The organism is Halanaerobium sp. ST460_2HS_T2 (assembly GCF_003337665.1).
Lineage (GTDB): Bacteria > Bacillota > Halanaerobiia > Halanaerobiales > Halanaerobiaceae > Halanaerobium > Halanaerobium kushneri.
The window spans coordinates 76,681-102,203 of the sequence record NZ_QPJF01000011.1; the positions used below are offsets into that span (position 1 = coordinate 76,681).

A 25,523-nucleotide genomic window follows, 5' to 3' on the forward strand; every position below is an offset into this window, starting at 1 on the left:
TTTAATTATTCTCCTTTTTTAGCCGCATCAGATCGATAAAAGCTTCAATTCTAGTGATAATATGGCTTTCACCTGTCTGTTCATCAATCCTTAATGTCATAAATGTTTTTTCATATTCTTTAGCATCAACTTCTAAAATCTGCCCCAGCATTGAATCAGGTCCACAGCCAAAAGCAGTCAGATGAATAACCCCATCTATCCCATCATTTTTTAAATAATGTTCTGCTGCTCCATAAAGTTTATTTGTAAACTCCCAAAACATGGGCTTTCTCAGATTAGACAATTCTTTTTCTATAATATCTTCTGCCACCATCGAAAAAGTATGAACTCTGACCCCCATTTCCTTTAGCTTATTTATTATATCCATATTTATATACTGGTCAAAAATATTGTAGACATAGCCGATCACGGCAATATCAACAACTTCCTCATTTACGGGAGCTTCTAAATTCTGATCTCTGCTCTGAGGTGGTTTTGGATCATTTTCAAATTTAGTAATTACCTCTTCTAAAATTTCTAGTTCTTCTATTCCGGCAAAGTCATCGATCAAATAACCCTTAAAAAGTAAGTCTCTATACCTCTGCCAGAAATCAGTTGCTTTTTTTAAAGCAGATTTCATTTCTCTTTTAGGAATATTTAAAGTTTTAGACAGTTTTTGATGATTATCAAATTTCGCTATATCATCACTTTTTGAATCAATCTGATCAGCAATTACCTCAGTTTTTAAACCGGGTAGAGAATGTCTGATCATATCCGGCAGACCTAAAAATTTTGGACACAAAACTACATCTTTTTTAAGTGAGCGAAAGCGCGGCATAAAAATATAGTCCACATCTTTTTGATCCAGATTTAAAACATGTCCGATCATCACTTTTATGGGAACACAAATTTCTGATAAGGACTTTTTTACTCCTTTATTCAGCAGATCCCTGGAGGTACTATCCGAAATAATCGGCTCCAGATTAAGCTCGTCAAAAAGTTTGAGCCAGAAAGGAAAATAATAGTAATATAATAAAGCCCGAGGTATTCCAATTTTTCTTTTTTTCATATCTCAATGCCTCCAAAACTTATCATAAACAATTATCAATTTATAAAATATTTCATATTGGAATAATAAGATAAGGAAGAGAACTGTTCTCTCCCTTATTTATCAAATTACTTTAATTTATGCTTTTTTCTTTGGGGCATAACTGGGCTGCACATCAACTTTACGCAGCATATTAGCATTTGTTACAACACTGATTGAACTGGTTGCCATTGCTATTTCTGCAATAACTGGGTGCAGTAATCCAACAACAGCTACTGGAATAGCAACTGTGTTATAGAAAAATGCCCAGAATAGGTTTTGCTTAATCTTTCTGAAAGTTGCTCTCGATAGTTTAATTGCTGTTATTACTGCTGATAAATCCCCTCTAACAAGTGTTATGTCAGATGATTCGATTGCTATATCTGTTCCAGTTCCTATTGCAATACCTACATTAGCCTGAGTCAGAGCTGGTGCATCATTAATTCCATCTCCTACCATTGCAATAGTACCAAATTTATCCTGCAGCTTCATAATCTCATCTACTTTACCATCCGGTAATACCTCAGCTACCACATGATCAATACCGACTTCATTTGCTATAGCTTCTGCTGTTCTCTGATTATCTCCTGTTATCATTGCTGATTGAAGTCCTAATTTATGCAATTCTTTTATCGCCTTAATTGAATCTTCTTTTAAAGCATCTGCTACTGCAACTATACCAAGCAGTTTATCTTCTGTAGCTACAAGCATTGCAGTTTTTGCTTCTTTTTCAAGCCTGATCATTTCATCTTCTAAGTCACTTGCATCTAATCCGGCTTCTTCCATTAATCGACGACTACCTACCAGAACTTCTTTTCCATTTATAGTGGCTTTTACACCTTTTCCTGTCACAGAACCAAAGTCTTCTATTTCTTTTACTTCAATACCTCTATCTTTTGCATCATTCACTATAGATACTCCCAGTGGGTGTTCAGATCCTGATTCCACACTGGCTGCATACTTTAATAGTTCGTTTTCACTTGTACCATTGGTAGTCACCAGATCCGTTACTTCTGGTTTTCCTTTGGTTATTGTACCCGTCTTGTCGAAAACAATTGTATGAACATCCTTCATTGTCTGAATGGCTTCACCTTTACGGATTAAAACTCCATTTTCTGCTCCAATTCCGCTTCCTACCATTAAAGCTGTTGGTGTTGCTAGACCAAGAGCACAGGGGCAGGCAATTACTAAAACTGCTATTGTTGCGAAAAAGGCAAGTGTAATTGTTCCAAGTGTAGGGTCTACCCAGGGTAAAAATGACTGGGCCCAGAATCCAACACTACGAAAAGTTTCAGGAAAAGCCAGCCATAGAATAAATGTTGCTGTAGCAATAACTAAGACAGCAGGAACAAAAATACTGGTTATTTTATCAGCAAATTCCTGAATAGGAACTTTTGTTCCCTGCGCTTCTTCTACCATTTTGATAACCTGAGATAAGAATGTATCCTTTCCCACCTTAGTTGCTTTCACTTTAATTAAACCATTCTGATTGACTGTTGCTCCAATTACTTCATCACCAACAGTTCTTTCTACGGGCATCGATTCTCCAGTTGCCATTGATTCATCCACCGTTGATTTCCCTTCAATTATCTCACCATCTGTCGGAATTTTCTCACCGGGTTTTATCAGCATTATATCTCCTGGTTGGACTTCATCAACTGGGACTTCTTTTTCTTCGCCGTCAACTATAACAGTTGCAGTTTTAGCCCCTAACTCCAACAGTTTTTTTATCGCCTGTGAAGCTCGACCTTTAGCTGTTTCTTCAATATATCTACCTGTTAAGTGAAAGGCCATAATCATTGCTGCCACACCGGCATAGTTTGCTATTGGTGTAAAGAATACCGCAGGACCTGTAGCAAAGGCTGCTCCGGTTCCGATAGCAATTAATACATCCATATTGGCTCCACCATGGCTAACTGATTTATATGCAGTTACAAATGTTTTACGTCCAAAGATAAATAATGGTGGAAGTGCCAACAACATCATACCTAAATCAAATATTGTCTCACTTGGCCAGGCTACTCCTAAAACCATCTCTGGAATCATCCAGATAATTATGGGAATTGTAAATGCCCAGGCTCCCCACATGTTTCTTTTAGCTTTTTTAACTTTCTTTAAATCTTCTGCTTCCTCATCTACATTTTGTTCATCACCCTCAAAACCTGTGACATCATATCCAGTTTTAGCTACTATTTTCTTAAAATCGTTTTTTGATAATACACCTGGATCATATTCCACTGTCCCTTTTTCAGTAGCAATATTTACACTCGCTTCATATACTCCATCTGCTTTATTTAATGCCTTTTCCACTGTTGTTGCACAGCTGGCACAGGTCATACCACCAATTTTAAGTGTTACTTTCTCTCTCTCCTGTTTCACATCATAACCAGTTCCTTTTACAACCTCAACTAACTTATTCTCGTCGACTTTAGAAGAATCATAATCAACATATGCTTTTTCTGCCGCAAAATTAACCTGTGCCTGATCGACACCATCTGTTTTATTTAAAGCTTTCTCAATAGTTTGAGCACAGCTGGAACATGTCATTCCTTCTAATTTTAATGTTGTTTTACTATTCATTTTATTGCACCTCCATATTTTTTATATACCTGTATATGGTATATTAACGTTACTCTAATAACTCATTTCCTCAAATATATTTATTGTTTCTTATTATCTGAGTAATAACCGGTTCAAAATTTTTATTATTTTTAAATTTTGTATCTATCAATCTGATTATGATAAATGAAAATCCTAAAAATAATATTGAACTTAATATTCCAAAACCTTCTCCAGATAAAATATTAGCTTTAGTTGCCATCCAGTCACCTAAAAAATAGCCAGCAATCATATTAATAATTGGTATAATATATATAATTAGTGAGGCAAATACAAGATTTTTCTTTTCCATTTCAAGCTTTACTTGTTCTCCTTTAACAGCTCCAATTTCATTTTCAACTTCCATAATTATTTGATCCTGATCATGACTATCCTGCTCAGATAATGGACATGTTTTATCACATTTACTACAGGCAGAATGACGAGTAATCAGAACTCTGGCTATTCTCCCACTATTTTCAACTACTTTACCCTGTTCTTCCATTTATCTCACCCTACCTTTGAAAGGTTTTTCCTTTAAGAAATAAAAATCTAAAAATTAATTTATTTTAGAAACTAAAAGTATTAAGATTTGTTATTATATTAATCAGCAAATTTTGCCAAAACACCCATTAATTCATCTATTACAATCTGGTTATCTTCTTCATTTTCACACTTTATCACTTTTTGAACACAACCATGAGTGTGATTATCTAAAACATTAAGCCCTACTTTTTTTAAAGCACCTCTAACAGCTACAACCTGTGTTAAAACATCAACACAATATTTATCTTCTTCTATCATTCTCTGTAAACCCCTAACCTGGCCTTCTATTCTACGCAATCTAACTATTAATTCTTTTTTTTCCTCCTGGCAAAGTGAACTCAATTATTTTTCCTCCCTTTTGATTAGATATATTAGCCATTTTATAGGATTCTATCAAAAGCTATCATAGTAAATGGTTTTAACAATTTATTTGTAAACAATTAATAATTTGTAGGAATTTGGATGTATCATTTCTGTCTTTATTTGCACAGAGATAATACATCCGTTGCATTGGTAGCAAAAATTTAAATATTTTTATTCATTTATAAACTCTTCAGGATTTTTAGCAAATTTATTTTTGCATCCTTCAGCACAAAAATAATATATTTTTCCTTTATATTCATATGATGCAACTGCCTGATCAGCTTCGATATCCATTCCACATACAGGATCTTTAGCCATAATATTCACCTCCTTTTGATTATACCATATACCCCTATTGGGTATTTCTTAATTAAAATATATCATACCCGTGTGTTTTTGTCAACTTTTTTAAAAATTAATTGTCTGCAAAAATCATATTACATTACCTTTTACCCCTATTAGGTATATTTGAAAGTAAAAAAATTTATTTTATTCTTTTTCTACCTACAGATCTCTAAAATTTTATACACTTTAATTATTTCACTTATGGTAGATAATTAAGTGGACTAACTGTTTCACCATTTAAATATATTCTAAAATCAAGATGTGGTCCTGTACTTTCACCTGTACTCCCAGATAAAGCTATTCTATCTCCTTTTTTTACTACAGATCCTGATTTCACTAATAAACGAGTATTATGTCCGTATAATGTTCTAACTCTTTTCCCATGATCAATTACTATGGTATAACCAAATCCATTTACCCAGCCACTCTTTATCACTTTACCATCAGCTGCCGCTCTGATCTGAGTACCAGTGGGAACTGCTATATCTATTCCACCGTGAAATTGTCTCTTACCTGTTATTGGATGAATCCGATTGCCATACGGAGAGGAAATTCTGCCCTTAACCGGCCAAATTAAAGAATTGATATTTAATGCAAATACCCGATCCACTCCTTTACTTAAATGTGGCACAGTTAATGTCTGTCCGACAAGAATTTGATTATCACGTAAATTATTAGCCCTTTTTATGGCCTGAACACTGCTGCCATATTTTTTAGCCAGAATAGATAAAGCATCTCCTGCCTGAATTTTATGATCAATTTTTTTATATACATTTTCTATACGACCATCACCCATACCCGATTTGGGTATCAAAATAGTCCTGCCTGCAACAATTTTGTTTGAGTTTAATTGATTTTTTTCTCTAATAATAGCTGCAGTAGAATTAAATTTTATAGCTAATTCAGATAATGAATCTCCTTTTTTTACCACATATGTAATATCTTCAGTTCTTTTAATCAAAAAGTTTAATGTCTTCTCACCAACAATTCCGTCAGCTGTCAAACCATTACTTCTTTGAAAGTCCTTAATGGTCTCTTTTGTACGATAACCGTAAATTCCATCAATTGAAACCTCATATCCCAGATTATTCAGCATCTGCTGAACCTCTTTAACCTGAGTACTTGTATCACCTAATTCTATACTGGCAAAAATATTCATTGTAAATAAAAGTAAAATTATAATAAAAATAAATGTAATATTAATTTTTTTAATCACTGAAAACCTCCATCAAAAATGACCAGAAATAAAATGTCATGTGTAAATATTATTTATTCAAAACCTCATTCATGCTACCGCTTCTGTAGCCTTCTAAATCAATGGTGATATAAGTATAACCAATATCTTTAAATTTATTAACTATTTTTTCTCTTTTTTCTATCAGCAGGGGAAGTTTCTCAGGCATTACTTCAATCCTAGCTGTGTTTTGATCGTGATGTCTGACTCTAAATTGACTAATTTCCAGGTTCCGCATATATCTTTCTGCCTGATCTACCATTTCTAATTTATCAACAGTTATTTCATCACCATAAGGGAAACGAGAAGACAGACAGGCAAAAGCCGGCTTATTCCAGGTCGGTAAATCATATTCTTTAGATAAAGCTCTGATATCATCTTTTGTCATTTCCGCTTCTTTGAGTGGGCTTTTTACTTCCATTTCTCTGGCTGCCTGCATGCCGGGACGATAATCATGAAGATAGTCATCATAATTTGAGCCATCCAGAACACAATTATATCCCTTTTCCTCAGCAATCTTTATAACTTCTGAAAAAAGTTCTTTTTTACAGTAATAACATCTTTTTTGATCATTTTTTACAAAGTTTTCATTATCTAATTCTGTTGTGTGGATTAGATGATGTTTAGCACCCATATTACGCGCAAGTTTTTCTGCTTCCTTTTCTTCTTCCGAAGGATAGGTTTCTGCACAGGATGTTATCGCAAGTACATTATCATCTCCCAGAACATCTATAGCTACCTTTAATAAAAAAGTGCTGTCCACTCCTCCAGAAAATGCAATAGCAACCGATTTCAGTTCTCTTAGTATTTTTTTTAATTTTAAACTTTTATTCTCTATATTTTTCATTTTTAGTAACCCCCAATTATTAATTTACAAATAGAGCCAAACATAACATTTGATTAATTTTAAAATTAAATAATTCCTGCTTAACTCAACTATTAAATCCTTTTTAGATTAAGAAATTCACCAGCATAACCCTATTACTTTCAGGAACAATGCCAAAGACGCTAAATAACCCATTTATAATTACATTTTGTTATATTTAGTGACAGGCAGGACCATTTTGTAGGGAAATTGGTTTTTTATTGGGGTCAAATTCAGGTTTTTTAGAAGTAATTGTTTCTGAGATTTTTTTATAAACCTTACTAATTTCTAATTCCTTTTTAGCTTCGACAATGGGTAATCCATCATCACTGGCCTGTCTGGCAATTGGATCAAGAGGAAGTTGGCCTAATAAATCCGTATTCAGTTCTTTAGCTAAATCTTTTCCACCACCCTGGCCAAATATATATTCCTTATGTCCACAATCATCACAGCGGAAATATGACATATTCTCTATAACACCCAGTACATCAACATCTAACTTTTCTGCTGCTTTTCCAATTCTTCCAGCAACGTGGACAGCTGTTGGCTGGGGAGTGGTTACTACCAGTACTTCAGCATGAGGAAGATTTTGCATTATATCTAAAGCCATATCTCCAGTACCCGGAGGAAGATCAAGCAGTAAATAATCTAACTCTCCCCATTCTACATCCTGCATAAACTGTTGTAATGCACCTGAAAGAAGTGGTGCTCTCCAGACTACAGGATTTCTTTCATCTACAAATGAACCCATTGAAATAACCTTAATATTAAATGATTTGGGAGGAATTATTGTCTTATTATCTTTAGTTTTAGCTTCATCCTTCAATCCAATAATTCGAGGAATGCTGAACCCATGAATATCTGCATCCAGAATACCAACTTTTTTGCCAGCCTTAGCCAAAGAAATTGCCAGGTTGACAGTAACTGTTGATTTGCCAACACCACCTTTGCCACTGGCGATTGCAATTAAACCTTCATTTATATTACCATTTTCTAATTTAATTATTCCATCTTCTACCTTATACATATAATTTTACCACCCTTCTTTTTGAAATTATTAACTTTTATTCTACTAAATCAACCTTATTATTTAAAATATCTATTTTATTTCCAAGCAATCATTATATCTGCATTTTTAAAAGGAAAATTAAAGTTAACTTATACTACCCCGTACGGGTATATAGTATTTGCATTAAACATATCATTTGATTTATTGTTTGTCAAGAAATTTTCGCAAATATGAACCTTTCTTTGTCATTTTTAATATTTTTTACCCATTACCCCTATTAGGTATATTTAGGAATAAAATTTTTTCTCCTCTCTTTTTTAGCAGGCACTATTATCTTATAATATGTTCTTAATGATCATGTTGTTCATCATCATCTTCTTTTTTATGATCTCCATGCCCCATCCCTTTCATCATAAAAACATGCATCAAAGGACATAATAAAAAGAATAAAATTCCCCAGTTTCCTATTCCACCTCTTCCAATAAAGTAAACACCACCAATCATAACTGCAAAACATATTAACATCATCCAAAAATGTCCCTTATGACCATTCCTGTTTTTCGGCATCATAATCCACCTTTCTACTTTAACATTTGATTTTTAATTAAGCAAAAATTCTATTTAACTTTTAGATCTTTAAAATAATTTTATTTAAAAGATGGTATAAATGCTGGTGTAGAATCCATATAAACTAAATATTCATCTCCAAACTTTTCTATCATTATTTTTTCTTCTCTTTTAGACAATTTTAGATATGTCATAATTAGGATTGGAAACATAATTAAAGTAATGATTGTCGGCCATTGGACTAACATACCAATCATCATTAAGAAAATTCCTAAATACTGAGGATGACGAATGTATTTATATATTCCATCAGTTACTAAACCATCTTCACCCTTAAATATTTTGCGCCAACCTAATGCTATTATAATCATTCCTATGCCAAATAATAGACCACCAATCTGGCAAATAAGTAAGGCTTTGTCTTCACCCAGTCCCAAAATTGCAAAAAGATGTCCATTTGTATGTTCATATGGATTTAAAACCGGTATTTTATAACCTAATACAGAGCTTAGAAAGTATATTGTTAATGGAAAACCATACATCTCAGCAAATAGTGCTACAAAAAAACCACTGGTTATACCCATTGATCTCCACTCATACTTCTTTTTAGGCTTAACAAAGCTTATTAAAAATATTATTACAAAAAGAAGATTTGTAGCAACCATCCCCCAAAGACCATAATCATAACTCATTTAATCCACCCCTGCTTATTAGAATATTAAATATTATTTATGAAACTTTCTTATCAAATATAATATATAATCAAACCTATCAAGTATAAAATATTATGAACAGCTCCCCTTATATTAAAGAAAAGCTGTTCATTAATTAATATAAAAAATTTTAGAAAATAAATCAGTTTGGGTTAAAATCTTATTATAAAAGCCATTATTTAACTTCAATCAACTCATAACCAGCTTCATCTACAGCAGTTTCAAACTTAACTTCATCTACTTCATGAGCTAACTCCACTACTGCTGTACCCTCATCAGCACTAACTTCTGCTGAAGTAACACCGCAAATATCTTCTAATTCTTTTTTTACATGATTCTCACAATGTTCACAGCTCATTCCATCTATCTTAATAATTTTCTTCATAATAATCACCTCCTCATAAACTTTTTTCACTAAGTTTTTATTTTATTAGAAAACTAATCTCATGTGGTTCTTCTCCAAGCTGAATTCGACTGATTACCTCATATGTTTCTGTGTCAATAAGTATTGCCTCGTTATCTCGGGCATTAGTAACCACTACTTTTTTTCCATCAGGAGTAAACTCCAGATGATTTGCATATTGACCTGCAGCTATATAACGTTCAATCTGACGTGTTTCTGCATCAATAATTGCAACATTATTTGTCTTTCTGTTTGCAGTCCAAATCTTTTTACTGTCAGGAGAAACAATTACACCATGGGTTCCTTCACCAACTTCTATTTCATCCACAACAACAAATTTATTTAAGTCAATTACCGAAACACTGTTTGATTCCCAGTTTGCAGTATAGGCATATCTACCATCAGGAGCCACTCTACCTTCATTTGGACCATCTCCCACCGGAATTTTTACTGTTACTTCAAAATTAGGTATTGAAATAACAGAAACATCATCGGATTCCAGGTTTGTTAAGATAGCATATTTTCCTGCAGGATCAAAGTCTATATGACTGGGGCTGTCACCTATGCCTTCTTCAATCACTTTAATTATTTCCTGTTTAGCAGTATCTATCACTGCCACTTCACTCTCCGAACCAGAAGCAACAAGAATATATTTACCATCTGGACTCATATCTATGCCGTGAGCTGTACTTTTAACTTCTAATGTCTTGACCAATTTATTTGAACTTAGATCAAATATCTTAATTAATCCATTTTGAAAATCCCCAGTATATAAAAATCTTCCATCTGGAGTAATTTCAATACCGTGAGAGGCCTCTTCTCCTACCTTAATTGTATTTATAACCTTTTCAGCACCAATATCTATAACTGAAACCGTGCCACTGGCTGCATTAGGAATATAACCAAGCAATTTTTTGTTCTGGTTAATATTCCATCTAAATCTATGACTCGCTTCTCGAATGCCACTAATCTCTAGTTCAAGATACTCTGTTTTATCAGAATAAAATTTCTGTCCATCTATTGTAGTATTCTTGATTTTAATTAATCCAATTGGATGGTGGCTGGACTCCCTTTCCCACTCCCAGTTTATATTTTCGTTATTTAAATAATCCTGACCATTTCTAACAGTAATTAATTCTTCAAAATTATTATCTAATAAATTACCACTGTGAGTAGACAAATAAACTTCAAACAACAGTTCTTCAGAATTCATTTCACCGAAATTAGCAAATTTAATTTCTAAACTCACCCCTTCTGCACTGGAGGTTCTTATCCAGTCATCCGAATTTGCAGAAACGCTTATTGAAGAAATAAATACAACCAGTAAAATAAAACCAAAAGTTATTATTTGTGTAAATTTTAAATTTTTCATTTTTCACCCTTCTTTTTAGTAACGTAGTATTGTTTAACCTTACAAACATGTAACCTGACCTATTAATTTAAATTGTAAACAACTTAGTTTTTATATATTACCTTATACATGTAGTGGGTATGTATATATTAGCATTATTTTAAATTTGAGTCAAGTTTTTTAACTTATATTTTATTTATCCACTTTTCTTTATAATACAGAATAGCTCCCCCAAATAAATCAAAGAAAAGACCTTCTCAATTACTAGAAAAGGTCTTTTCAGATAATACCTGTATCAAATATTCATTTAAGATCATTGTAAGTCTTTTTTGCGAGTTTTAAACTCTTCTCTTGTAATATTTCCTAAAGCATACTCGTGCTCTAAAATACTTAAAGCTTCTCGGCTACTACGGTTTTTTTGTGATCTTATAAAGAACACAACACCTGTTATAATAAGGCCCCAGAATAATAAAGGCATTATCCACCAATAACTACCTAATAAACCAGAACCATATCCATTCAAACCAAAACAATATCCCATTTATTAAAACCCCTTTCTATATTTATCCTTAATTATTAAATGTTTTTTTATTCTTGATGTTCTTTGACACTAATAACTTCAGCTAAATCTCCATGCCAGTTATGATACCAAACCTGACCTGTATAAGAATTAACACTCAGCATACCGGTTGTATTATCATTAGTGTCTGCTGTATGGAATGTATAATAACCCGGGAACTGATGTCCTTCATCTTCTATCATAAAATCATTTGCCTGAGCAAATTTCTCTGCGTTTTCCAGAACTTCTTGACGTGGCATCATATTCTCTTCTACTGGTGCACTCCAGCCCATCATATAAGACATTCCATTTTCTGTATTCCACATCATATTTGGTCCATATTCTGGGTAAATCACCTTTCTATAAGGATCAAACAATAATTCGAAGACTCCCTGATCACTATCTTTTTCTACAACTGAAATATAATATGGTGAATCGTTAAAAATGAAAATATCACTAATCTGATAATCTGAGCCAAACTGTCTATCAACAAGTTCAACAGCTAAATCTTTAACTTCTTCTTCTGTCATTCCTAATGCTGAAAGACTGTAATCAATATTTCTATTAATTCCTTGTCCATAACCTCTCATCATTCCACCATAACCCATACCTCTGCCCATCATTCCCATCATGCCATTAGGACCCATCATGCCATAATTACCCTGGTTGTTGTCTGGATAATTATTGAAACCATTCATCTGACCATTATAACCATTACCCATCATGTTATTATTAGACGAACCTGAATGTGCTCCCACGGCTGAGTAAATACCAGCCACCAACAATAATGCTATTAAGACAATAAATATTTTATTTTTAAACATAATAAATTCCTCCCTAAATATCTTTTTTAATATTTTCTAATTCTTCCTGTAATTTTACAGCTTCATAATCAAGCATTTTTGTATCTATTATCTTCATTGTTTTGTCAATCTCATCAATCTGTTTTTCTAATTCTTTTTCTCTCTTTTTCAATACCTGAATATTTTCTTCAAGGTCTATCTTTTTTCCTATATATTCTCTGGCAGCTTCCTCACTGGAAGATACCATGGATTCAGCCATTGACTCTGTTTTTTCTTTTTCCTGATATAATTCGCTCAGGCGTTCCTCAATCTTTGATCTTATACTATCAACTTTTTCTTTACTGCTTTTTAATTCTTTAATTTTTTCTTTATATTTATTGACATTTTTGTTTTTATCTTTTGGCTTATCTTCTTTTAGTCCACTATCCTGTGAACTATTTTCTCTGTTATCACGACTCGATTCTTTAATATCCATCAACTGCTCAAAGGAAAGATTTCCATCATAAGCCCTATCTTTAAGGGAATAATATCTGTCTTTACCAATCCTGCCTTCAGCATATAATCTTTTTATTAGGGAAATCTTTTCCTGAGTGTCATCCGGCCGCCTGTCATTATATCCTGTATTTCTGCTGTCATAGACCCGAAAAAGTTCATGGAATCCACCACATCCCATTATTATGCATCTCCCATCTTTTTAGATCTTAGATTGGCAAGTTCTTCTTCAATTTTTGAATCACGTTCTATTTGATTAAGAGACTTTTCAATATCATCCTCTGAATTAAAATCATTTATTAACTCACCATCAGCGACTAACTCATCTATAGCAGAAAGCTTAGCTTCCTTCTTCTGTATCTTTTCTTCAGCTCTTTTGATCTGTTCATTTAAATCAGTAATATCACTGCTGGCCCCGGTAATAATCTCTTTTACTTCCAGCTGAGCATCGGCAGATTTATTTATAAAAGTTAACTCTTCTCTTTTTGTTTCCAGCTTTTTAATTTGTTCAGCTAATGTTTTTTTATTGGATTTAATAACTTCAATTTTATTCTCTATTTTCTCTATTTTAGTTTTCAAAATAGTTTTTTTATCATTTAAATCCGCCTTTTTCTCTAGAGCAGCACGCGCCAGTTCTTCTTTTTCTATATCCATAGCTGTCTGCGCCTGCTCCTGGGCAAGTTCTACCTTATCTTTAACATCATCTAAGTCTTTTTCCAGACCCTTTTTGATTGTAGTTAGCTCCAATAATGACTTCTGTACCTGTTGTAAATGTTCTTTCATCTCCTGCAGAGATATATCCAAGAGTTCTTCTGGATCCTCAACCTCATCCACAAATTTACTCATCTTTGCCTCAAATACTTTCTTCATTCTTTTAAATATTTTCATTTAATAACTCCTCCCAGATTAAAGATCAGTTATAATAAAGTCATACTTTTTACTAATTTGTTATTTTAATGTTTCAAGATCTATCTTAAATCATTTCTAATATCATCTAATTCTTTTTTAGTTATTTCGCCTTTAGCATAACGCTCTTTAGCAATTGCTTCAGCCTGATTTACCTGATAATTAGAGTTATTTCTGTTATACCCTGAACCAGAACTGTTGATATTTCCATTGTTAAAATAATATATTACAGCAATAATGATTATTATCCAAAAAATCAAGGAAAACCCTCCTCCCATCATTCCTAAACCAAATCTCATCATAGTTTTCACTCCTTTTTTAAATGCTTTATACCCTCAACCCGTAATTATATAATAACAATTAAATGTGAAGAGATTATGAATTTTAGCTTTAAACTATGAGTTACCATCATTATTAATCTTAGCACAACTAGATTTTATAAATACATTATACCCCTATCGGGTACCATAAGTAAAGTATAACACTCAGGATTAATTTTGTCAAAAAAAAGAGCTTTCTACTTTGAAATAGAAAGCCCCCTAGAAAAAAACTATTCAGTATCATTTATTATTTAATTTTGCTTTATGACTTTATTAAATTTTATAAACCATAATCATTGTTTTACTTTGCTTATTATCTTAAAACTTTAACATCTTAGCATTGATTGCTACAATTACTGTACTCATCGACATTAGTACTGCACCAACTGCTGGAGAAATCATGATTCCAACTCCTGCCAGCACACCTGCTGCCAGTGGAATGGCAAAGGCATTATAGCCTGTAGCCCAGAATAAATTCTGAATCATCTTCTTATAAGTTAAGCTGCCAAATTCGATCAGCTTAAGAACATCAAGCGGATCACTTTCAACCAGAATTATATCTGCTGTTTCGGCAGCTACATCTGTACCTGAACCGATGGCAATCCCAATATCAGCTTTAGCCAGTGCTGGAGCATCATTAACACCATCACCAGTCATCGCGACAAAGGCACCTTCAGCCTGCAGCTCTTCTACTTTTTTCTGCTTCTCATCAGGTAGAATTTCAGCAAAGTAATCAGTCAGACCAAGTTCATTACTCACATATTCTGCAGTTTTCTGATTATCTCCGGTCAGCATCTTAACTTTAATTCCTTTATCTTTAAGCTTTTGTACTGCCTCATAAGAGCTTTCTCTAATTTGATCGGCCAGTCTAACCATTCCAATTAAATTACCGGCTTCTAAAATAAAGATTTCGGTAAATGGTCCTTCTTTTAAAGCATCCTCTGGTAACTCTATATTATTTTCTTTCAGATAACCTGGAGAAACAGCTTTAAAATCTCCGCCTTCAATTTTTCCGATAACACCCTTACCTTTGATTATTTCAAAATCATCGACTTTCAGCAGCTCAACTTCATCTTCTTTTGCTTTCTTTACTATTCCAGTTGCAATTGGATGTTCTGATTCCTGTTCTAAAGAAGCTGCTTTCTGCAGAATCTCTTCCTTATTATATTCATCCACAAAGCTTTCCACTGCTTCAACTCCAAATTCTCCTTCAGTCAGGGTACCTGTTTTATCAAATAAAACTGTATCTATTTTACGGGCATTTTCAAAAGCAGTACGGTCACGAATCAGCAGTCCATTTTTAGCAGATAGAGTTGTAGAAACAGCTACCACCAGTGGAATTGCAAGACCTAAGGCATGGGGACAGGTAATAACCATCACTGTTGCCATCCGCTCTATAGAAAAAGCTAAGTCTCCGCTAATAAAGTACCAGCTAAAAAGAGTAATTGTACCTGCACTGATAGCAATTAATGTCAGCCAGAAAGCTGCTCGATCGGCAAAATTCTGGGTTTTTGATTTATCCGCTTGAGATTCCTTAACCATCTCTATAACCTGGGACAGATAACTCTCATCTCCTGCTTTTTCAATTTTAATTTTAATTGAACTGTCACCATTAACAGAACCACCTATTACTTCATCATCAACTTTTCTTGCAACCGGTTCTGATTCTCCGGTTAACATTGACTCATCTATATAGGAATCTCCCTCGTAGATTACTCCATCAGCCGGGACTTTTTCTCCCGGTTTAACTAAAACCTGATCTCCTTTTTTTAACTCTTTTATTTTAATTTCTGTAACTTCTCCATCTACAATTTTATGAGCCTGATCCGGCATTAATTTAGCCAGTTCTTCTAAAGCATTAGAGGCTCCCATAACCGAGCGCATTTCAATCCAGTGACCTAAAAGCATAATTACAATTAAAGTTGCCAGCTCCCAGAAGAAAAATCTACCTTCCAGACCAAAGACAACAGCTGAACTGTAAAAATAGGCAACAGAAATTGCAAGAGCAATCAAAGTCATCATACCCGGATTTTTATCACTCAGCTCATCTTTCATTCCACTTAAGAATGGCCAACCACCATAAAAGAAAATCAATGTAGAAAGTGCAAATAACACATATTTACTGCCTGCAAAATCAAAACTGTAGCCAAAAAAGTTCTGAATCAGAGGTGAAAGCACTAAAATTGGTACTGTGATCACTAAAGATATTTTAAATCGTTTCTTAAAATCATCTAGCATTTTTTGATGATCCACTTTTATACCCCCTTTTATAACTACACACTATCAAAATGTCCATATTTATAAATATATTCAAACATTTTGATATTTTGTAATTTGAGTATATCACTATAATTAAATTTATACAAATTACATTCAGGACAAATTATGTCAAGTAGATTTTGGATATAATATAGGCCATAAGTATCTATCTACCTGATAGTACTATATTATTTAACTCGGATCCTAAAACTGCTAACTTTTACAGCATATAAGAAATGTCGGAAGCAAAAGTTGGATAAGAAAATATCATTTTCTTGATTTCTGTCACCCTCATCTCTGTTTTTATAAACACTGCAAACAGGTTAATTATCTCTTCAGCATTTGGGCCAATTAAATGGGCTCCTAAAACCGTCTCAGTCTCTTTATCTATAATAGTTTTAAAAGCATACTCCGGCACCTGCAGTCGGCGTGCATTAAACCAATTATTAGCTTCTTTAAAATTAACACGATAATTATAGCCTTCTGCTTGAGCTGCTGCTTCTGTTAAACCTACCGAAGCCATTGTTGGTAAAGTAAAAACTACTGTTGGCATAGGGGGATACTTAACTACTTTCTGCTCTGCTTTAATTATATTGCTGGCAGCTGTATATCCTTCTAGAACACCGACCGGGGTCAGTGGTAGTCCAGGAGAGTCAGCAGCATCTCCTGCAGCATAAACTCTAGAATTAGTTGTGCTCTGAAGGTACTCATTAACTTCAATTCCTTTTTTAGTATAAGAAATATTAGCCTTTTCTAAATCCAGATCAAAGATTTTTGGAGGTCTTCCAGCTGAATTAATAACCATTTCTGCTTCAAAAAATTCAAATTTTCCACTGGTCTCTCCTTTTACCCGATAGCTATTGTTTAATTTCTCAATCCCACAGACTTCTGCCTCCAGAACGAGATTAATCCCTAGCTCTTCAGTGGGTTTAACCAGCTGGTCAACAATATCCTGTTCAAAGTTTTTCAATGGAGTCTGACTGCGGTGGACAATTGTAACTTCAGCACCACAGCGGGCAGCTATATGAGCAAATTCAAAGGCGATATAACCACCTCCAATAAAAAGTAGAGAATCCGGCATTTCCTTCATATTAAGAAAGTCTGTGCTGGTCTGCGCATACTCTGCTCCTGGAAATTCAAGTTCTCTCGGTTTAGCACCAGTGGCAATTGCTATTTTATCGGCTCTAATTTTTTCCTGTCCGACCTGAAGAGTGTCTTCAGAGAGGAAACGTGCTGTTTCATGATACATAGCAATTCCCTTGTTCTCATAACCGGCCTCGATCTTCGGTGGCATTTCATCTACAAATTTCTGCTTAAATTCCATCACATCTTCCCAATTTATCTCGGGAACATCGTTAATTCCTTTACCCAGAAGGTGGTAAGCATGGTAGTAAACCTCAGTTGGCCCAATTAATACTTTTTTTGGATCACAGCCACGAAGAGCACAAGTTCCACCATAAGGTAGTTCATCAGTAATAGCTACCTGCAGACCTTTATCTGCTGCTTTCTGAGCAATACTCATCCCCGCCATCCCTGAACCAATAACAAATAGATCGTAATTTTTCATAAATAATCTCCCCCTTATTCAGTTTACTAAGTTTATTAAATTTAATATTTAAACTCTGATTAATTTAGAAATTATTTTAATTAGAATATCTTGCTATTTCATCAGCCAGCGCCCGATGACAGCATTTACCAGTCGGATTTTCAGTTAAACAATTTCCTGTAATTGATTTCCCGGTATATTTTCTGATTTCAGCAGTAGTTTTATAACCTTTATCAACTGCTTCTTTTATTTCTCCTCTGGTTAAATTAGAACAATAACAGATTGGAACCTTATCATCTTCTAAATCTTTATACCACACTGCTACTTTTAAATCTTCTTTACTGTAGTAAATCGTTCCAGAACTATTGAAATAGGCAACTTCGCAATCAGAATTTAAACATATTTGATAAGATCCATTCTTTTCAACTTCTTCCTCAACCAGACTTTCTACTGTTACTACATTAACTTTTTTTCCTTTTGTTCCGCATTGTGGACATGATATCTCTTCCATTTGCCTTTCCTCCCCTTAAAATGCTATACTTTCATTATAAACCATGTAGTATGGTACAGAGTCAAGGATTTAATGAATTTTTCTTGTCAATATGATAATCTTTTTGGAATATAAGAGTTGTAAAAAAGAAGGGTGATTAAAATCGAAAAAATGACCACTGGTAAATTAGCTGAAAAAGCTGGAGTAAATGTTGAGACAGTTCGTTATTATGAACGGGAAAAACTAATTCCTGAACCCCCAAGAAACAGCTCAGGGTACAGACAGTACTCAGCAAAGGATCTGAAACGCCTTAAATTTATTAAGTCAGCTCAAAAATTAGGGTTCTCCCTAAAAGAAATATCAGAATTACTATCTTTAAAGGCAAATTCAAAATCTGCATGTTATGAAGTGAGAATTATGGCCAAAGAGAAAATAACATTAATAGAAGATAAAATTAAAGACTTAGAACAAATAAAGAATATATTAGTAGATCTAACTGATGATTGTATTAAAGCAAAAGATAGTGATAATTGCCCAATAATAGATATTATTAACAAATAAACCCCCAGAAAAGCTTCATCATTGACTGAACAAAATGAAGTTTCTCTGAAGGTAAATCATCTCCTATTGAGATGCTAATTTTATTCTATTTTCCACCGTGATTTCACCGCAGTGAGCCTCAGCCACCGTTAAATACCGCAGTAAAATATACAGTATTTTACAACTATATGGGATATTCCCAACACTAGATTGCTGTTATGACAGGGATTATAAGAAAAGATGATAATATAAGGAACTTCGACAAAACTCTCCGAAGCCTTGAGCGTAGGTTCGACTCCTACCGGGGGCACCATTTTATTATATAAGGTAAAAAAATAACCAGACATTATGCCTGGAATAATCAAATATGACTTAATATATCTTCTATCACTATTTTAAGTTGTGGTATTTTATTTTCCATTATATTCCAAACTATTTCTAAATCAACTCCAAAATAGTCATGAATTAATATATCTCTGAGGCCAGCAATTTTTCTCCACTCTATTGCAGGATAATCCTCTCGAATATCAGCAGGTACATTTTTAACAGCTTCCCCTATAATTTCAAGGTTTCTTAGAACAGCATCTTGAACCATCTCTTTTTCTTTAAATTCTTCAAATGAAATATCACCTGAATAGTTCTGAACTTTATTTATTGAACGTAAAATATCGTTTAAATATACTTCAGGCTTGCGCATATTTAGCACTTCCTAAAATATCTTCCTTTAATTCTTCTTTTAAGGCATCTTTAATCACAAGATCTACATCTTTATTTAAATTATCTTCAAGATAAAATTTTAGATCCATATAATTATCAAAGGTCTTCTCGCCTTCTTTAAATTCAACAAGAAGATCGATATCACTATTATTAGTAGCCTGTTCGCTAACATATGAGCCAAATAAAGCAATACTCTTAATTCCAAATCTATCTAATGTGTTTCTGTTACTCTGCAAAAATTCAATAATTTCTTGACCTGTCATATTATCGACCTCCTATTTCTTTCTTCTATTTCAAGATTCTTGTTCTTAGTATGAGCAACATAGAGTTCTCTTTCAGGGTTCTTCTTATGAAGTTCCCTATAAGCTTTCATAGCTTCATCGCTATTATTAAATTTGTCAAGAACAGCTATTTTATCAACAACTCTTTTTTTCTGGTCCGAATGAGCTTCTATTGCTTCTAGTAGAATCCAACTATCAGGATATTCATCTCTAATATCTTTCCATTTCATTTTGAAATCTTTCCCTTATTACTTTCTATTTCTATTATATCACAAAGCTATATTTATACCCAGTAAGCAAAGATTTTTTTATTTTTAACTTCCATTTCTTCATTCTTATATTCTTTATTCAGGTTAAAATTAAAACTCAAGAGATAACCCTGATCCATATTCTGGCTTTCCAAATAATCAGCAAGCTGCTCCAGTCCTCGCTGGTGATATTCTTCTCCCCGCCAGATTTTTAATTCCACTATATATTTCTGTTCAAGATAGCTAATTACCACATCAAGTCTTTTTTCTTGAGAAATCTGTACTTCTTTGAAATCAAATCCTTTACCATTGATGATTGGCTTTAAAAAAGCGAGAAAAATCAAGCGACCATTTCTTTCTAAAAAATCTCTATCACGATCACTATATTGTTCTTTAATGAAAACCTGAAAACGCTCCAGTACTGCTTTTAGATTCAGCTGACCATTATCTATAAAGCTGTCTTTGAAATCAAAAGCATCACTTTCCATTGAGTTTTCTATTTTGGATATCAAATAATTGTATATTCGCTGCTCATAGATTCTGTTATGAATTTTTAAGCTGCCGTTATCATTTTTGAAAATACCGTATAGCTCTCCCTTTTCTATTGTCGGATTATCAAGATTATAAGTGATTTTTCTACCATCTACAATTAAATCTACACACATATCTTCTAAATCATTATTATTTTCGATATTTTTAATTAATGTATCAAAATTAGGAAGGTCTTTTGCTAAAATGATTTTTACTGCCTGCTCAAGATGTTCTTGCTCCCAACTGGACTCATTTTCTCTCAGTATTTCTTCAGCAATTATCTCTGCTAATTTGCTAACCAAAAACGGATGACCTGAAGTATAATAATGCATTTTCTCAGCAAAATAATCTGAATCCAGGTCAATATCCCTGTCTTCCTGGTACTCTTTTAACATCGAAGCAATTTGATCGACTTCCAGCTCAAAATCAACCTTAAACTCACTGGCAATATTCCAGGGGCTATTGTACTTATGTTCTTCATCATCTCGTAATTTTAGTTTAAGGTTTTTTACATCATGTACCCCTGATAAAATTACACTATAAAATGTTTTATCTCTTTCAGCCTGAGCTTTAATAAATTTATCTCTTAATAGCCCCAGAAAACTTAAAAAAAGCTGATTATTACTGCTCTTATCAACTTCATCAATCATTAAAACAATTTTCCTTTCTGCTTTATCAACAAACTCAAAAAGATAATTATTTAAATCTGCAAAATTATCCAGATTATCTATTTTCCTCTGATCAAAATTTAGTTTATTATGCTCATTCTTAAAACTTAAATCTTTTTTCATTAAATTTATAAATGCTTTAATAAATGCTTTTTCGCTATTAAATACTTCATCTCCAATTCCTTCAAAACTAATTAAAATTGGAATATAATCATCTTTCATTAAATTTTTCTCTAAAAGATAAAGTATAGTTGTTTTACCAGATTGACGCGGTTTATTAATAGTAAAATATTTACCCTCTGCAACCATCTTTTCAATTTCTCTAATTTTTTTACTAACATCAGCCATATAATGTTTTTCTGGAATACAGACGCCGGTAGTGTTAAATTTTTTCATTTAGCTCACCTCATTTTCAGCTTCAAGTTATGCTTATTATACCACAGTGGCTAACTTAATTAAATCAAAGCAGTCATTGAGTCATTGAATTTGATCTATCCTGAAAGCTCTAGCAATTCTATGTTTATCAGTTTTCTTATAAATCTCTTCATCCTGTCCACCTAACTTAATTCCACGATAATAGAAGCTTCTTAGATTATTGGTTTCCTTAACATTGGTGAATCTAATATATCGATTCTGAGGATTAGTAGTTGTAAAAATCAGTGACTCCTTATTCAGTTTCTCCAGAGGTCTTAGATTATGAGAAGTAAAGACCAGCTGTCCCTTGGCTCTATCCTGTATGATCTCAAGGATTTCACCTAAAAGATATTCAAATATACCGGCATCAAGCTCATCAACAGCTAGACAAATTCCCGGCTTATTGTACATAGCAATCATTGCACTCAAGATAGATATAATCTTTTTAATACCATCTGATTCATATCTAAGAGGAATCTTAATCTCTCCTCTTTCTGCCAGCAGCTCTATTTTTATTACTGGATCACCGTTCTCATCCAATTCTTCTCCATACTCTTTAATTTTAATTGTTAGCTCTGGAATTATCTCTTTTAAGACAATGTTTAAGTTCTCGATAACATTTTTGACAGTAGAGAGGATCCGCTCAGGAACTGTTGTCGGCTCAGAAAGAGCTATTGCCAGATCTCCACCTTCTATTCTTTCTGAATCACTAAGCTGAAAACAAAAAGGTATAATTAGATTGGCATTGATCATACCTGAACGAGAATTTCTGATCACAAACAGGTTCATTCGAGCATACTGTTTAATCTCCATTATAATCTCAGCAAATTCGTTAAAGGCTTTATTACCCTTATAAATATGATCCATCTCACTAGAAAAAATAAAAGATGTTTGTTCCTTCTTCGCAAGCTCCTTAGCCACTTTAAGATCCACTTTAGCATCTTTATTGTTCTTAGTGAGTAAATTGTAATTCTTCTGGGGACTTAATAACTGCTCCTTCTCATCAAGGTTGTGAGTTATTATCCCTCTCTTATATGTCCAGCCATCTTCTTCAAGCTTTTTATATGATAGATCTTCCTTGATAATTACTGGACTAGCATTCTCTCTTCTTTCAATTACCATTTCATAAAACAGTTGATATTTATTCTCTCCCAAAGACATAGAAAAAACAGCATTAATAGCAGCTTCTTTCTCACCCTGGTATATATAATCTTTAATATCTCCAGGCAGAGATTCTCCAAGCAGGACCAGTTTCAGTATCCACAAAGCCTCAATAAAAGCAGTTTTACCAGAACCGTTCTGACCGTATATTCCCAGCACATCTGATGCTTCAGAAAAAAAGTCTTCGCTTTTATAACTATTAAAATCAATTTGACCCTGCCTAACATTCTTAAAGTTATTCAGTTGTACCTGCTGCAGACGCAGCATTCTCTCCTTCATTTGATCACCTCCACTGATTAAATTATACAACTATTATTAGTAAAAATCAACATTTTCAGCAAAATCGATATAAAAAATATCATATTAGTTAAAAATTTTAGGTTATAGTCAAAAAAATAATCTATAAGGTGATTCTCTTAATAGTTGTTAAGACTAAACCTATATTAAATTTTACGATGTTAAACAAGGTGTACTCATTTAGATTACACCTCACATTATAATAATTTATAGTTAAGCTAAACATGTAAACTGTTCAATCCGTTAGAGTTATCCGCACTTATAGATATGTGCGGAGGTTTTTAACACTCATCAACTTCACCAATCAAATAGTTCAACAAAAAATACCCTGTAACTATTAGTCTACAGGGAAAAATATACATTGTTTAGTTTTGACTTATTAAAGGAATTACTTCTTTATTTCCTTTTTTTCTTCTTTCTTCTCAGGTTTTTTCTTAGCTACTTTTTTCTTATCTTTCATTTTCAACACCTCCCTGATATTTCAACTTACTACTTGAGCCTAAATTTATTATATTACATAAAACTCGAAATAATATCTAATTATTAAGTCCCCCTGAAGAAAATATTATACAAAATAAAAGCCCCAGAAAAGCTCCATTGTTACTGAACAAATGAAATCTCTCTGGGGTAATTAAGATGCTAATTTTATTTGATTTTCTATTATCAACTGCTTACGTTTAATCGTACTTAATCTAAATATTGTAATCCCTAAATTCCTATATAAAACTACATTAATGCTTAGAAATATAAACTCCATCTTTAAATAGTTTTATCCCGGCATAAAGAATTATAAAGAATTCCAGCCTACCTAAAAACATTCCGATCGTCTGGGTCCAGATTATACCCAGAGGTGCTTCGGATGAAAGTAAGCCAATTGAAATTCCAACTGTACCAAGAGCTGATCCAAATTCAAACATACTATCTAAAAGAGAATATCCATAGGCTGTATGGACTGCTACTCCTGCAAAAAAAGTAAACAAGTATAGTAATATATAGTTAGCTACATCTTTTACATGCTGATCTTTTACATAAAACTTATTCTCTCCCCGCCAGAGATAATTGCTGCTGACACTTCTGCGAGGTAAAAACTGTTCTTTAATTTCCCAGTAGATTGATTTAAAAATCAAATAAATTCTATACTGCTTAATACCACCAGCAGTAGAACCTGTTCCACCACCAACAAGCATAATTAAAATAATAATAAAGTTAGCAAATATCGGCCAGCCGGCAAAAGAAATAGTCGAAAAACCGGTTGTTGATAAAGCTGTAATGATCTGAAAAAAGGTAATTCTAAAATTCTCGCTCAACATAGGGTATAAAGAGTTTAATGAAAAAAACATTAATATTGGAGTTAAAAATATAAATAGAGTGATCATTAATCGTATCTCAGCGTTTTTAAAGAATGTTTTAACCTTACCCTTAAGCAGTGTGTAATGGGTTGCAAAGTTTATTGTACCAAGCAGCATCAGAACAATTGTCACCACTTCAATAGATAAACTGTTGTAATGTCCAATGCTGTCAGGCTGGGTAGAAAAACCTCCAGTAGAAATTGCAGCCATAGAGTGATTTATAGAATCAAAAAGGGGCATCCCTGCAAAATAATAGAGAATAATCCCTGCAACAGTATAGAAAGTATAGATTTTCATGATCAACATGGTAGAGCGTTTTACATGAGGTAATAATTTATCACTTCTTGCCTCAGCCATATATAAACCCATTCCATGAACCGGCAGTAGTGAAGATAAAGCAATAACTGCCAGGCCAGCTCCACCGAAAAACTGCATAATCGAGCGCCAGATCAGAATTAATTTAGGAGCAGTAGTCACATCTACAAGCGATAAACCAGTTGTGGTCCAGCCACTTACCACTTCAAAAATAGAATGGCTCCAGTTCATATCTAAAATAGTTATAAAAGGTATTGCCGAAAATATAATTGCTCCGAGCCAGGAAAAGATAACAATTATACTCCCTTCATTTAAGGATAATTCTACATCTTCTTCCTGATGTCTGCTCCCATAAATAAATAAGACTAATCCTGCCAGAATAGAAAGTCCTCCTGCCAGCAAAAAATGAGGTGCCAGGCTGCTTTCTTCAGGAAAAGCTAGTAAAAATAAAAGCGGTGATAAAATAGCAGCTCCGGCAAAGATAATAATAATCCCGGTATATTTTGAAATCAGAAAGTAACGAGAAATAAGCAGATTTTTATATTTCATCTTATTCTTCACCACCAA

General features: G+C 33.3%; 27 protein-coding genes. 1 reads left to right on the top strand and 26 read right to left on the bottom strand.

Features of this window, described 5'->3' with window-relative positions:
• Window position 1 precedes the first annotated feature (1 nt).
• The 20 genes from DFR80_RS06910 to DFR80_RS07005 all read right to left on the bottom strand — a co-directional run bounded on the left by DFR80_RS06910 (window position 2) and on the right by DFR80_RS07005 (window position 18,456).
• Window positions 2-1,048 (bottom strand): acyl-CoA dehydratase activase-related protein, encoded by a 1,047-nt coding sequence (locus DFR80_RS06910; RefSeq protein WP_114489556.1) that lies wholly within the window; start codon window positions 1,046-1,048, stop codon window positions 2-4.
• 117 nt (window positions 1,049-1,165) lie between these two features.
• Complete coding sequence (locus tag DFR80_RS06915) at window positions 1,166-3,646, bottom strand: heavy metal translocating P-type ATPase (RefSeq protein ID WP_114489557.1); 2,481 nt, start codon at window positions 3,644-3,646, stop codon at window positions 1,166-1,168.
• Between the two features lie 70 nt (window positions 3,647-3,716).
• Window positions 3,717-4,169, bottom strand: a complete 453-nt coding sequence (locus DFR80_RS06920) for a SoxR reducing system RseC family protein (protein ID WP_114489558.1) — start codon at window positions 4,167-4,169, stop codon at window positions 3,717-3,719.
• Window positions 4,170-4,267: 98 nt separating this feature from the next.
• Window positions 4,268-4,552 carry a metal-sensitive transcriptional regulator gene (locus DFR80_RS06925; RefSeq protein WP_114489559.1) on the bottom strand — a complete coding sequence of 95 codons (285 nt, stop codon included), beginning with the start codon at window positions 4,550-4,552 and terminating at the stop codon, window positions 4,268-4,270.
• Window positions 4,553-4,744: 192 nt separating this feature from the next.
• Window positions 4,745-4,891: a YHS domain-containing protein gene (locus DFR80_RS06930; RefSeq protein ID WP_114489560.1), complete on the bottom strand. Its 147-nt coding sequence runs from the start codon at window positions 4,889-4,891 to the stop codon at window positions 4,745-4,747.
• A 226-nt stretch (window positions 4,892-5,117) separates the two neighbouring features.
• Window positions 5,118-6,134 (bottom strand): peptidoglycan DD-metalloendopeptidase family protein, encoded by a 1,017-nt coding sequence (locus DFR80_RS06935; RefSeq protein WP_305037541.1) that lies wholly within the window; start codon window positions 6,132-6,134, stop codon window positions 5,118-5,120.
• 49 nt (window positions 6,135-6,183) lie between these two features.
• Entirely contained in the window at window positions 6,184-6,999 is an 816-nt protein-coding gene (gene larE / locus DFR80_RS06940; protein WP_073158372.1) for an ATP-dependent sacrificial sulfur transferase LarE, read from the bottom strand.
• Between the two features lie 196 nt (window positions 7,000-7,195).
• Window positions 7,196-8,044 (bottom strand): Mrp/NBP35 family ATP-binding protein, encoded by an 849-nt coding sequence (locus tag DFR80_RS06945; protein WP_073158375.1) that lies wholly within the window; start codon window positions 8,042-8,044, stop codon window positions 7,196-7,198.
• Window positions 8,045-8,374: 330 nt separating this feature from the next.
• Window positions 8,375-8,593: a DUF2933 domain-containing protein gene (locus tag DFR80_RS06950; RefSeq protein WP_073158378.1), complete on the bottom strand. Its 219-nt coding sequence runs from the start codon at window positions 8,591-8,593 to the stop codon at window positions 8,375-8,377.
• Between the two features lie 80 nt (window positions 8,594-8,673).
• Window positions 8,674-9,285, bottom strand: a complete 612-nt coding sequence (locus DFR80_RS06955) for an isoprenylcysteine carboxylmethyltransferase family protein (protein ID WP_073158381.1) — start codon at window positions 9,283-9,285, stop codon at window positions 8,674-8,676.
• Between the two features lie 196 nt (window positions 9,286-9,481).
• Window positions 9,482-9,691, bottom strand: coding sequence for a heavy-metal-associated domain-containing protein (locus DFR80_RS06960; RefSeq protein WP_073158383.1), 210 nt, complete (start codon window positions 9,689-9,691; stop codon window positions 9,482-9,484).
• A gap of 37 nt (window positions 9,692-9,728) precedes the next feature.
• Window positions 9,729-11,081 (bottom strand): cytochrome D1 domain-containing protein, encoded by a 1,353-nt coding sequence (locus DFR80_RS06965; RefSeq protein WP_073158386.1) that lies wholly within the window; start codon window positions 11,079-11,081, stop codon window positions 9,729-9,731.
• 292 nt (window positions 11,082-11,373) lie between these two features.
• The gene (locus DFR80_RS06970) at window positions 11,374-11,601 is read right to left on the bottom strand and encodes an SHOCT domain-containing protein (RefSeq protein ID WP_073158389.1); all 228 of its coding nucleotides are present in this window, start codon (window positions 11,599-11,601) and stop codon (window positions 11,374-11,376) included.
• A gap of 47 nt (window positions 11,602-11,648) precedes the next feature.
• Window positions 11,649-12,443, bottom strand: coding sequence for a hypothetical protein (locus tag DFR80_RS06975; RefSeq protein ID WP_114489561.1), 795 nt, complete (start codon window positions 12,441-12,443; stop codon window positions 11,649-11,651).
• A 13-nt stretch (window positions 12,444-12,456) separates the two neighbouring features.
• Window positions 12,457-13,095 carry a hypothetical protein gene (locus tag DFR80_RS06980; RefSeq protein ID WP_073158395.1) on the bottom strand — a complete coding sequence of 213 codons (639 nt, stop codon included), beginning with the start codon at window positions 13,093-13,095 and terminating at the stop codon, window positions 12,457-12,459.
• 2 nt (window positions 13,096-13,097) lie between these two features.
• On the bottom strand, window positions 13,098-13,802 hold the full coding sequence (locus tag DFR80_RS06985; protein WP_114489562.1) for a PspA/IM30 family protein: 705 nt from the start codon (window positions 13,800-13,802) through the stop codon (window positions 13,098-13,100).
• A gap of 80 nt (window positions 13,803-13,882) precedes the next feature.
• Window positions 13,883-14,122, bottom strand: a complete 240-nt coding sequence (locus tag DFR80_RS06990) for a hypothetical protein (RefSeq protein ID WP_073158400.1) — start codon at window positions 14,120-14,122, stop codon at window positions 13,883-13,885.
• Between the two features lie 336 nt (window positions 14,123-14,458).
• On the bottom strand, window positions 14,459-16,393 hold the full coding sequence (locus DFR80_RS06995; RefSeq protein WP_114489563.1) for a copper-translocating P-type ATPase: 1,935 nt from the start codon (window positions 16,391-16,393) through the stop codon (window positions 14,459-14,461).
• Window positions 16,394-16,619: 226 nt separating this feature from the next.
• Window positions 16,620-17,966, bottom strand: coding sequence for an NAD(P)/FAD-dependent oxidoreductase (locus DFR80_RS07000; protein WP_114489564.1), 1,347 nt, complete (start codon window positions 17,964-17,966; stop codon window positions 16,620-16,622).
• Between the two features lie 76 nt (window positions 17,967-18,042).
• Entirely contained in the window at window positions 18,043-18,456 is a 414-nt protein-coding gene (locus tag DFR80_RS07005) for a (2Fe-2S)-binding protein (RefSeq protein ID WP_114489565.1), read from the bottom strand.
• A gap of 132 nt (window positions 18,457-18,588) precedes the next feature.
• Here DFR80_RS07005 and DFR80_RS07010 point away from each other — a divergent pair, with 132 nt between their 5' ends.
• Window positions 18,589-18,996 carry a MerR family transcriptional regulator gene (locus tag DFR80_RS07010; protein WP_233493760.1) on the top strand — a complete coding sequence of 136 codons (408 nt, stop codon included), beginning with the start codon at window positions 18,589-18,591 and terminating at the stop codon, window positions 18,994-18,996.
• Between the two features lie 340 nt (window positions 18,997-19,336).
• On the opposite strand, the gene DFR80_RS07015 is transcribed toward DFR80_RS07010, so the two are convergent.
• The 6 genes from DFR80_RS07015 to DFR80_RS07040 all read right to left on the bottom strand — a co-directional run.
• Entirely contained in the window at window positions 19,337-19,672 is a 336-nt protein-coding gene (locus DFR80_RS07015; RefSeq protein WP_114489567.1) for a DUF86 domain-containing protein, read from the bottom strand.
• The gene (locus DFR80_RS07020) at window positions 19,659-19,955 is read right to left on the bottom strand and encodes a nucleotidyltransferase family protein (RefSeq protein ID WP_114489568.1); all 297 of its coding nucleotides are present in this window, start codon (window positions 19,953-19,955) and stop codon (window positions 19,659-19,661) included. Before DFR80_RS07020 ends, DFR80_RS07015 begins: the two co-directional genes overlap by 14 nt.
• Window positions 19,952-20,203 (bottom strand): hypothetical protein, encoded by a 252-nt coding sequence (locus tag DFR80_RS07025; protein ID WP_114489569.1) that lies wholly within the window; start codon window positions 20,201-20,203, stop codon window positions 19,952-19,954. The genes DFR80_RS07020 and DFR80_RS07025 overlap by 4 nt, the downstream gene beginning before the upstream one ends.
• Window positions 20,204-20,256: 53 nt before the next feature.
• Window positions 20,257-21,816, bottom strand: a complete 1,560-nt coding sequence (locus tag DFR80_RS07030; RefSeq protein WP_114489570.1) for an AAA-like domain-containing protein — start codon at window positions 21,814-21,816, stop codon at window positions 20,257-20,259.
• Between the two features lie 81 nt (window positions 21,817-21,897).
• The gene (locus DFR80_RS07035) at window positions 21,898-23,274 is read right to left on the bottom strand and encodes an AAA family ATPase (RefSeq protein ID WP_114489571.1); all 1,377 of its coding nucleotides are present in this window, start codon (window positions 23,272-23,274) and stop codon (window positions 21,898-21,900) included.
• Window positions 23,275-24,023: 749 nt separating this feature from the next.
• On the bottom strand, window positions 24,024-25,523 hold a 1,500-nt coding region (locus tag DFR80_RS07040; protein WP_233493762.1), incomplete at its 5' end, for a TrkH family potassium uptake protein.

Excerpts from the sequence above, each read along its gene's own strand:
- DFR80_RS06910 (WP_114489556.1), bottom strand. The coding sequence starts at position 1,048 with ATGAAAAAAAGAAAAATTGGAATACCTCGGGCTTTATTATATTACTAT.
- DFR80_RS06915 (WP_114489557.1), bottom strand. The coding sequence starts at position 3,646 with ATGAATAGTAAAACAACATTAAAATTAGAAGGAATGACATGTTCCAGC.
- DFR80_RS06920 (WP_114489558.1), bottom strand. The coding sequence starts at position 4,169 with ATGGAAGAACAGGGTAAAGTAGTTGAAAATAGTGGGAGAATAGCCAGA.
- DFR80_RS06930 (WP_114489560.1), bottom strand. The coding sequence starts at position 4,891 with ATGGCTAAAGATCCTGTATGTGGAATGGATATCGAAGCTGATCAGGCA.
- larE (WP_073158372.1), bottom strand. The coding sequence starts at position 6,999 with ATGAAAAATATAGAGAATAAAAGTTTAAAATTAAAAAAAATACTAAGA.
- DFR80_RS06945 (WP_073158375.1), bottom strand. The coding sequence starts at position 8,044 with ATGTATAAGGTAGAAGATGGAATAATTAAATTAGAAAATGGTAATATA.
- DFR80_RS06950 (WP_073158378.1), bottom strand. The coding sequence starts at position 8,593 with ATGCCGAAAAACAGGAATGGTCATAAGGGACATTTTTGGATGATGTTA.
- DFR80_RS06955 (WP_073158381.1), bottom strand. The coding sequence starts at position 9,285 with ATGAGTTATGATTATGGTCTTTGGGGGATGGTTGCTACAAATCTTCTT.
- DFR80_RS06960 (WP_073158383.1), bottom strand. The coding sequence starts at position 9,691 with ATGAAGAAAATTATTAAGATAGATGGAATGAGCTGTGAACATTGTGAG.
- DFR80_RS06965 (WP_073158386.1), bottom strand. The coding sequence starts at position 11,081 with ATGAAAAATTTAAAATTTACACAAATAATAACTTTTGGTTTTATTTTA.
- DFR80_RS06970 (WP_073158389.1), bottom strand. The coding sequence starts at position 11,601 with ATGGGATATTGTTTTGGTTTGAATGGATATGGTTCTGGTTTATTAGGT.
- DFR80_RS06975 (WP_114489561.1), bottom strand. The coding sequence starts at position 12,443 with ATGTTTAAAAATAAAATATTTATTGTCTTAATAGCATTATTGTTGGTG.
- DFR80_RS06980 (WP_073158395.1), bottom strand. The coding sequence starts at position 13,095 with ATGGGATGTGGTGGATTCCATGAACTTTTTCGGGTCTATGACAGCAGA.
- DFR80_RS06985 (WP_114489562.1), bottom strand. The coding sequence starts at position 13,802 with ATGAAAATATTTAAAAGAATGAAGAAAGTATTTGAGGCAAAGATGAGT.
- DFR80_RS06990 (WP_073158400.1), bottom strand. The coding sequence starts at position 14,122 with ATGATGAGATTTGGTTTAGGAATGATGGGAGGAGGGTTTTCCTTGATT.
- DFR80_RS07000 (WP_114489564.1), bottom strand. The coding sequence starts at position 17,966 with ATGAAAAATTACGATCTATTTGTTATTGGTTCAGGGATGGCGGGGATG.
- DFR80_RS07005 (WP_114489565.1), bottom strand. The coding sequence starts at position 18,456 with ATGGAAGAGATATCATGTCCACAATGCGGAACAAAAGGAAAAAAAGTT.
- DFR80_RS07015 (WP_114489567.1), bottom strand. The coding sequence starts at position 19,672 with ATGCGCAAGCCTGAAGTATATTTAAACGATATTTTACGTTCAATAAAT.
- DFR80_RS07020 (WP_114489568.1), bottom strand. The coding sequence starts at position 19,955 with ATGACAGGTCAAGAAATTATTGAATTTTTGCAGAGTAACAGAAACACA.
- DFR80_RS07025 (WP_114489569.1), bottom strand. The coding sequence starts at position 20,203 with ATGAAATGGAAAGATATTAGAGATGAATATCCTGATAGTTGGATTCTA.
- DFR80_RS07030 (WP_114489570.1), bottom strand. The coding sequence starts at position 21,816 with ATGAAAAAATTTAACACTACCGGCGTCTGTATTCCAGAAAAACATTAT.
- DFR80_RS07035 (WP_114489571.1), bottom strand. The coding sequence starts at position 23,274 with ATGAAGGAGAGAATGCTGCGTCTGCAGCAGGTACAACTGAATAACTTT.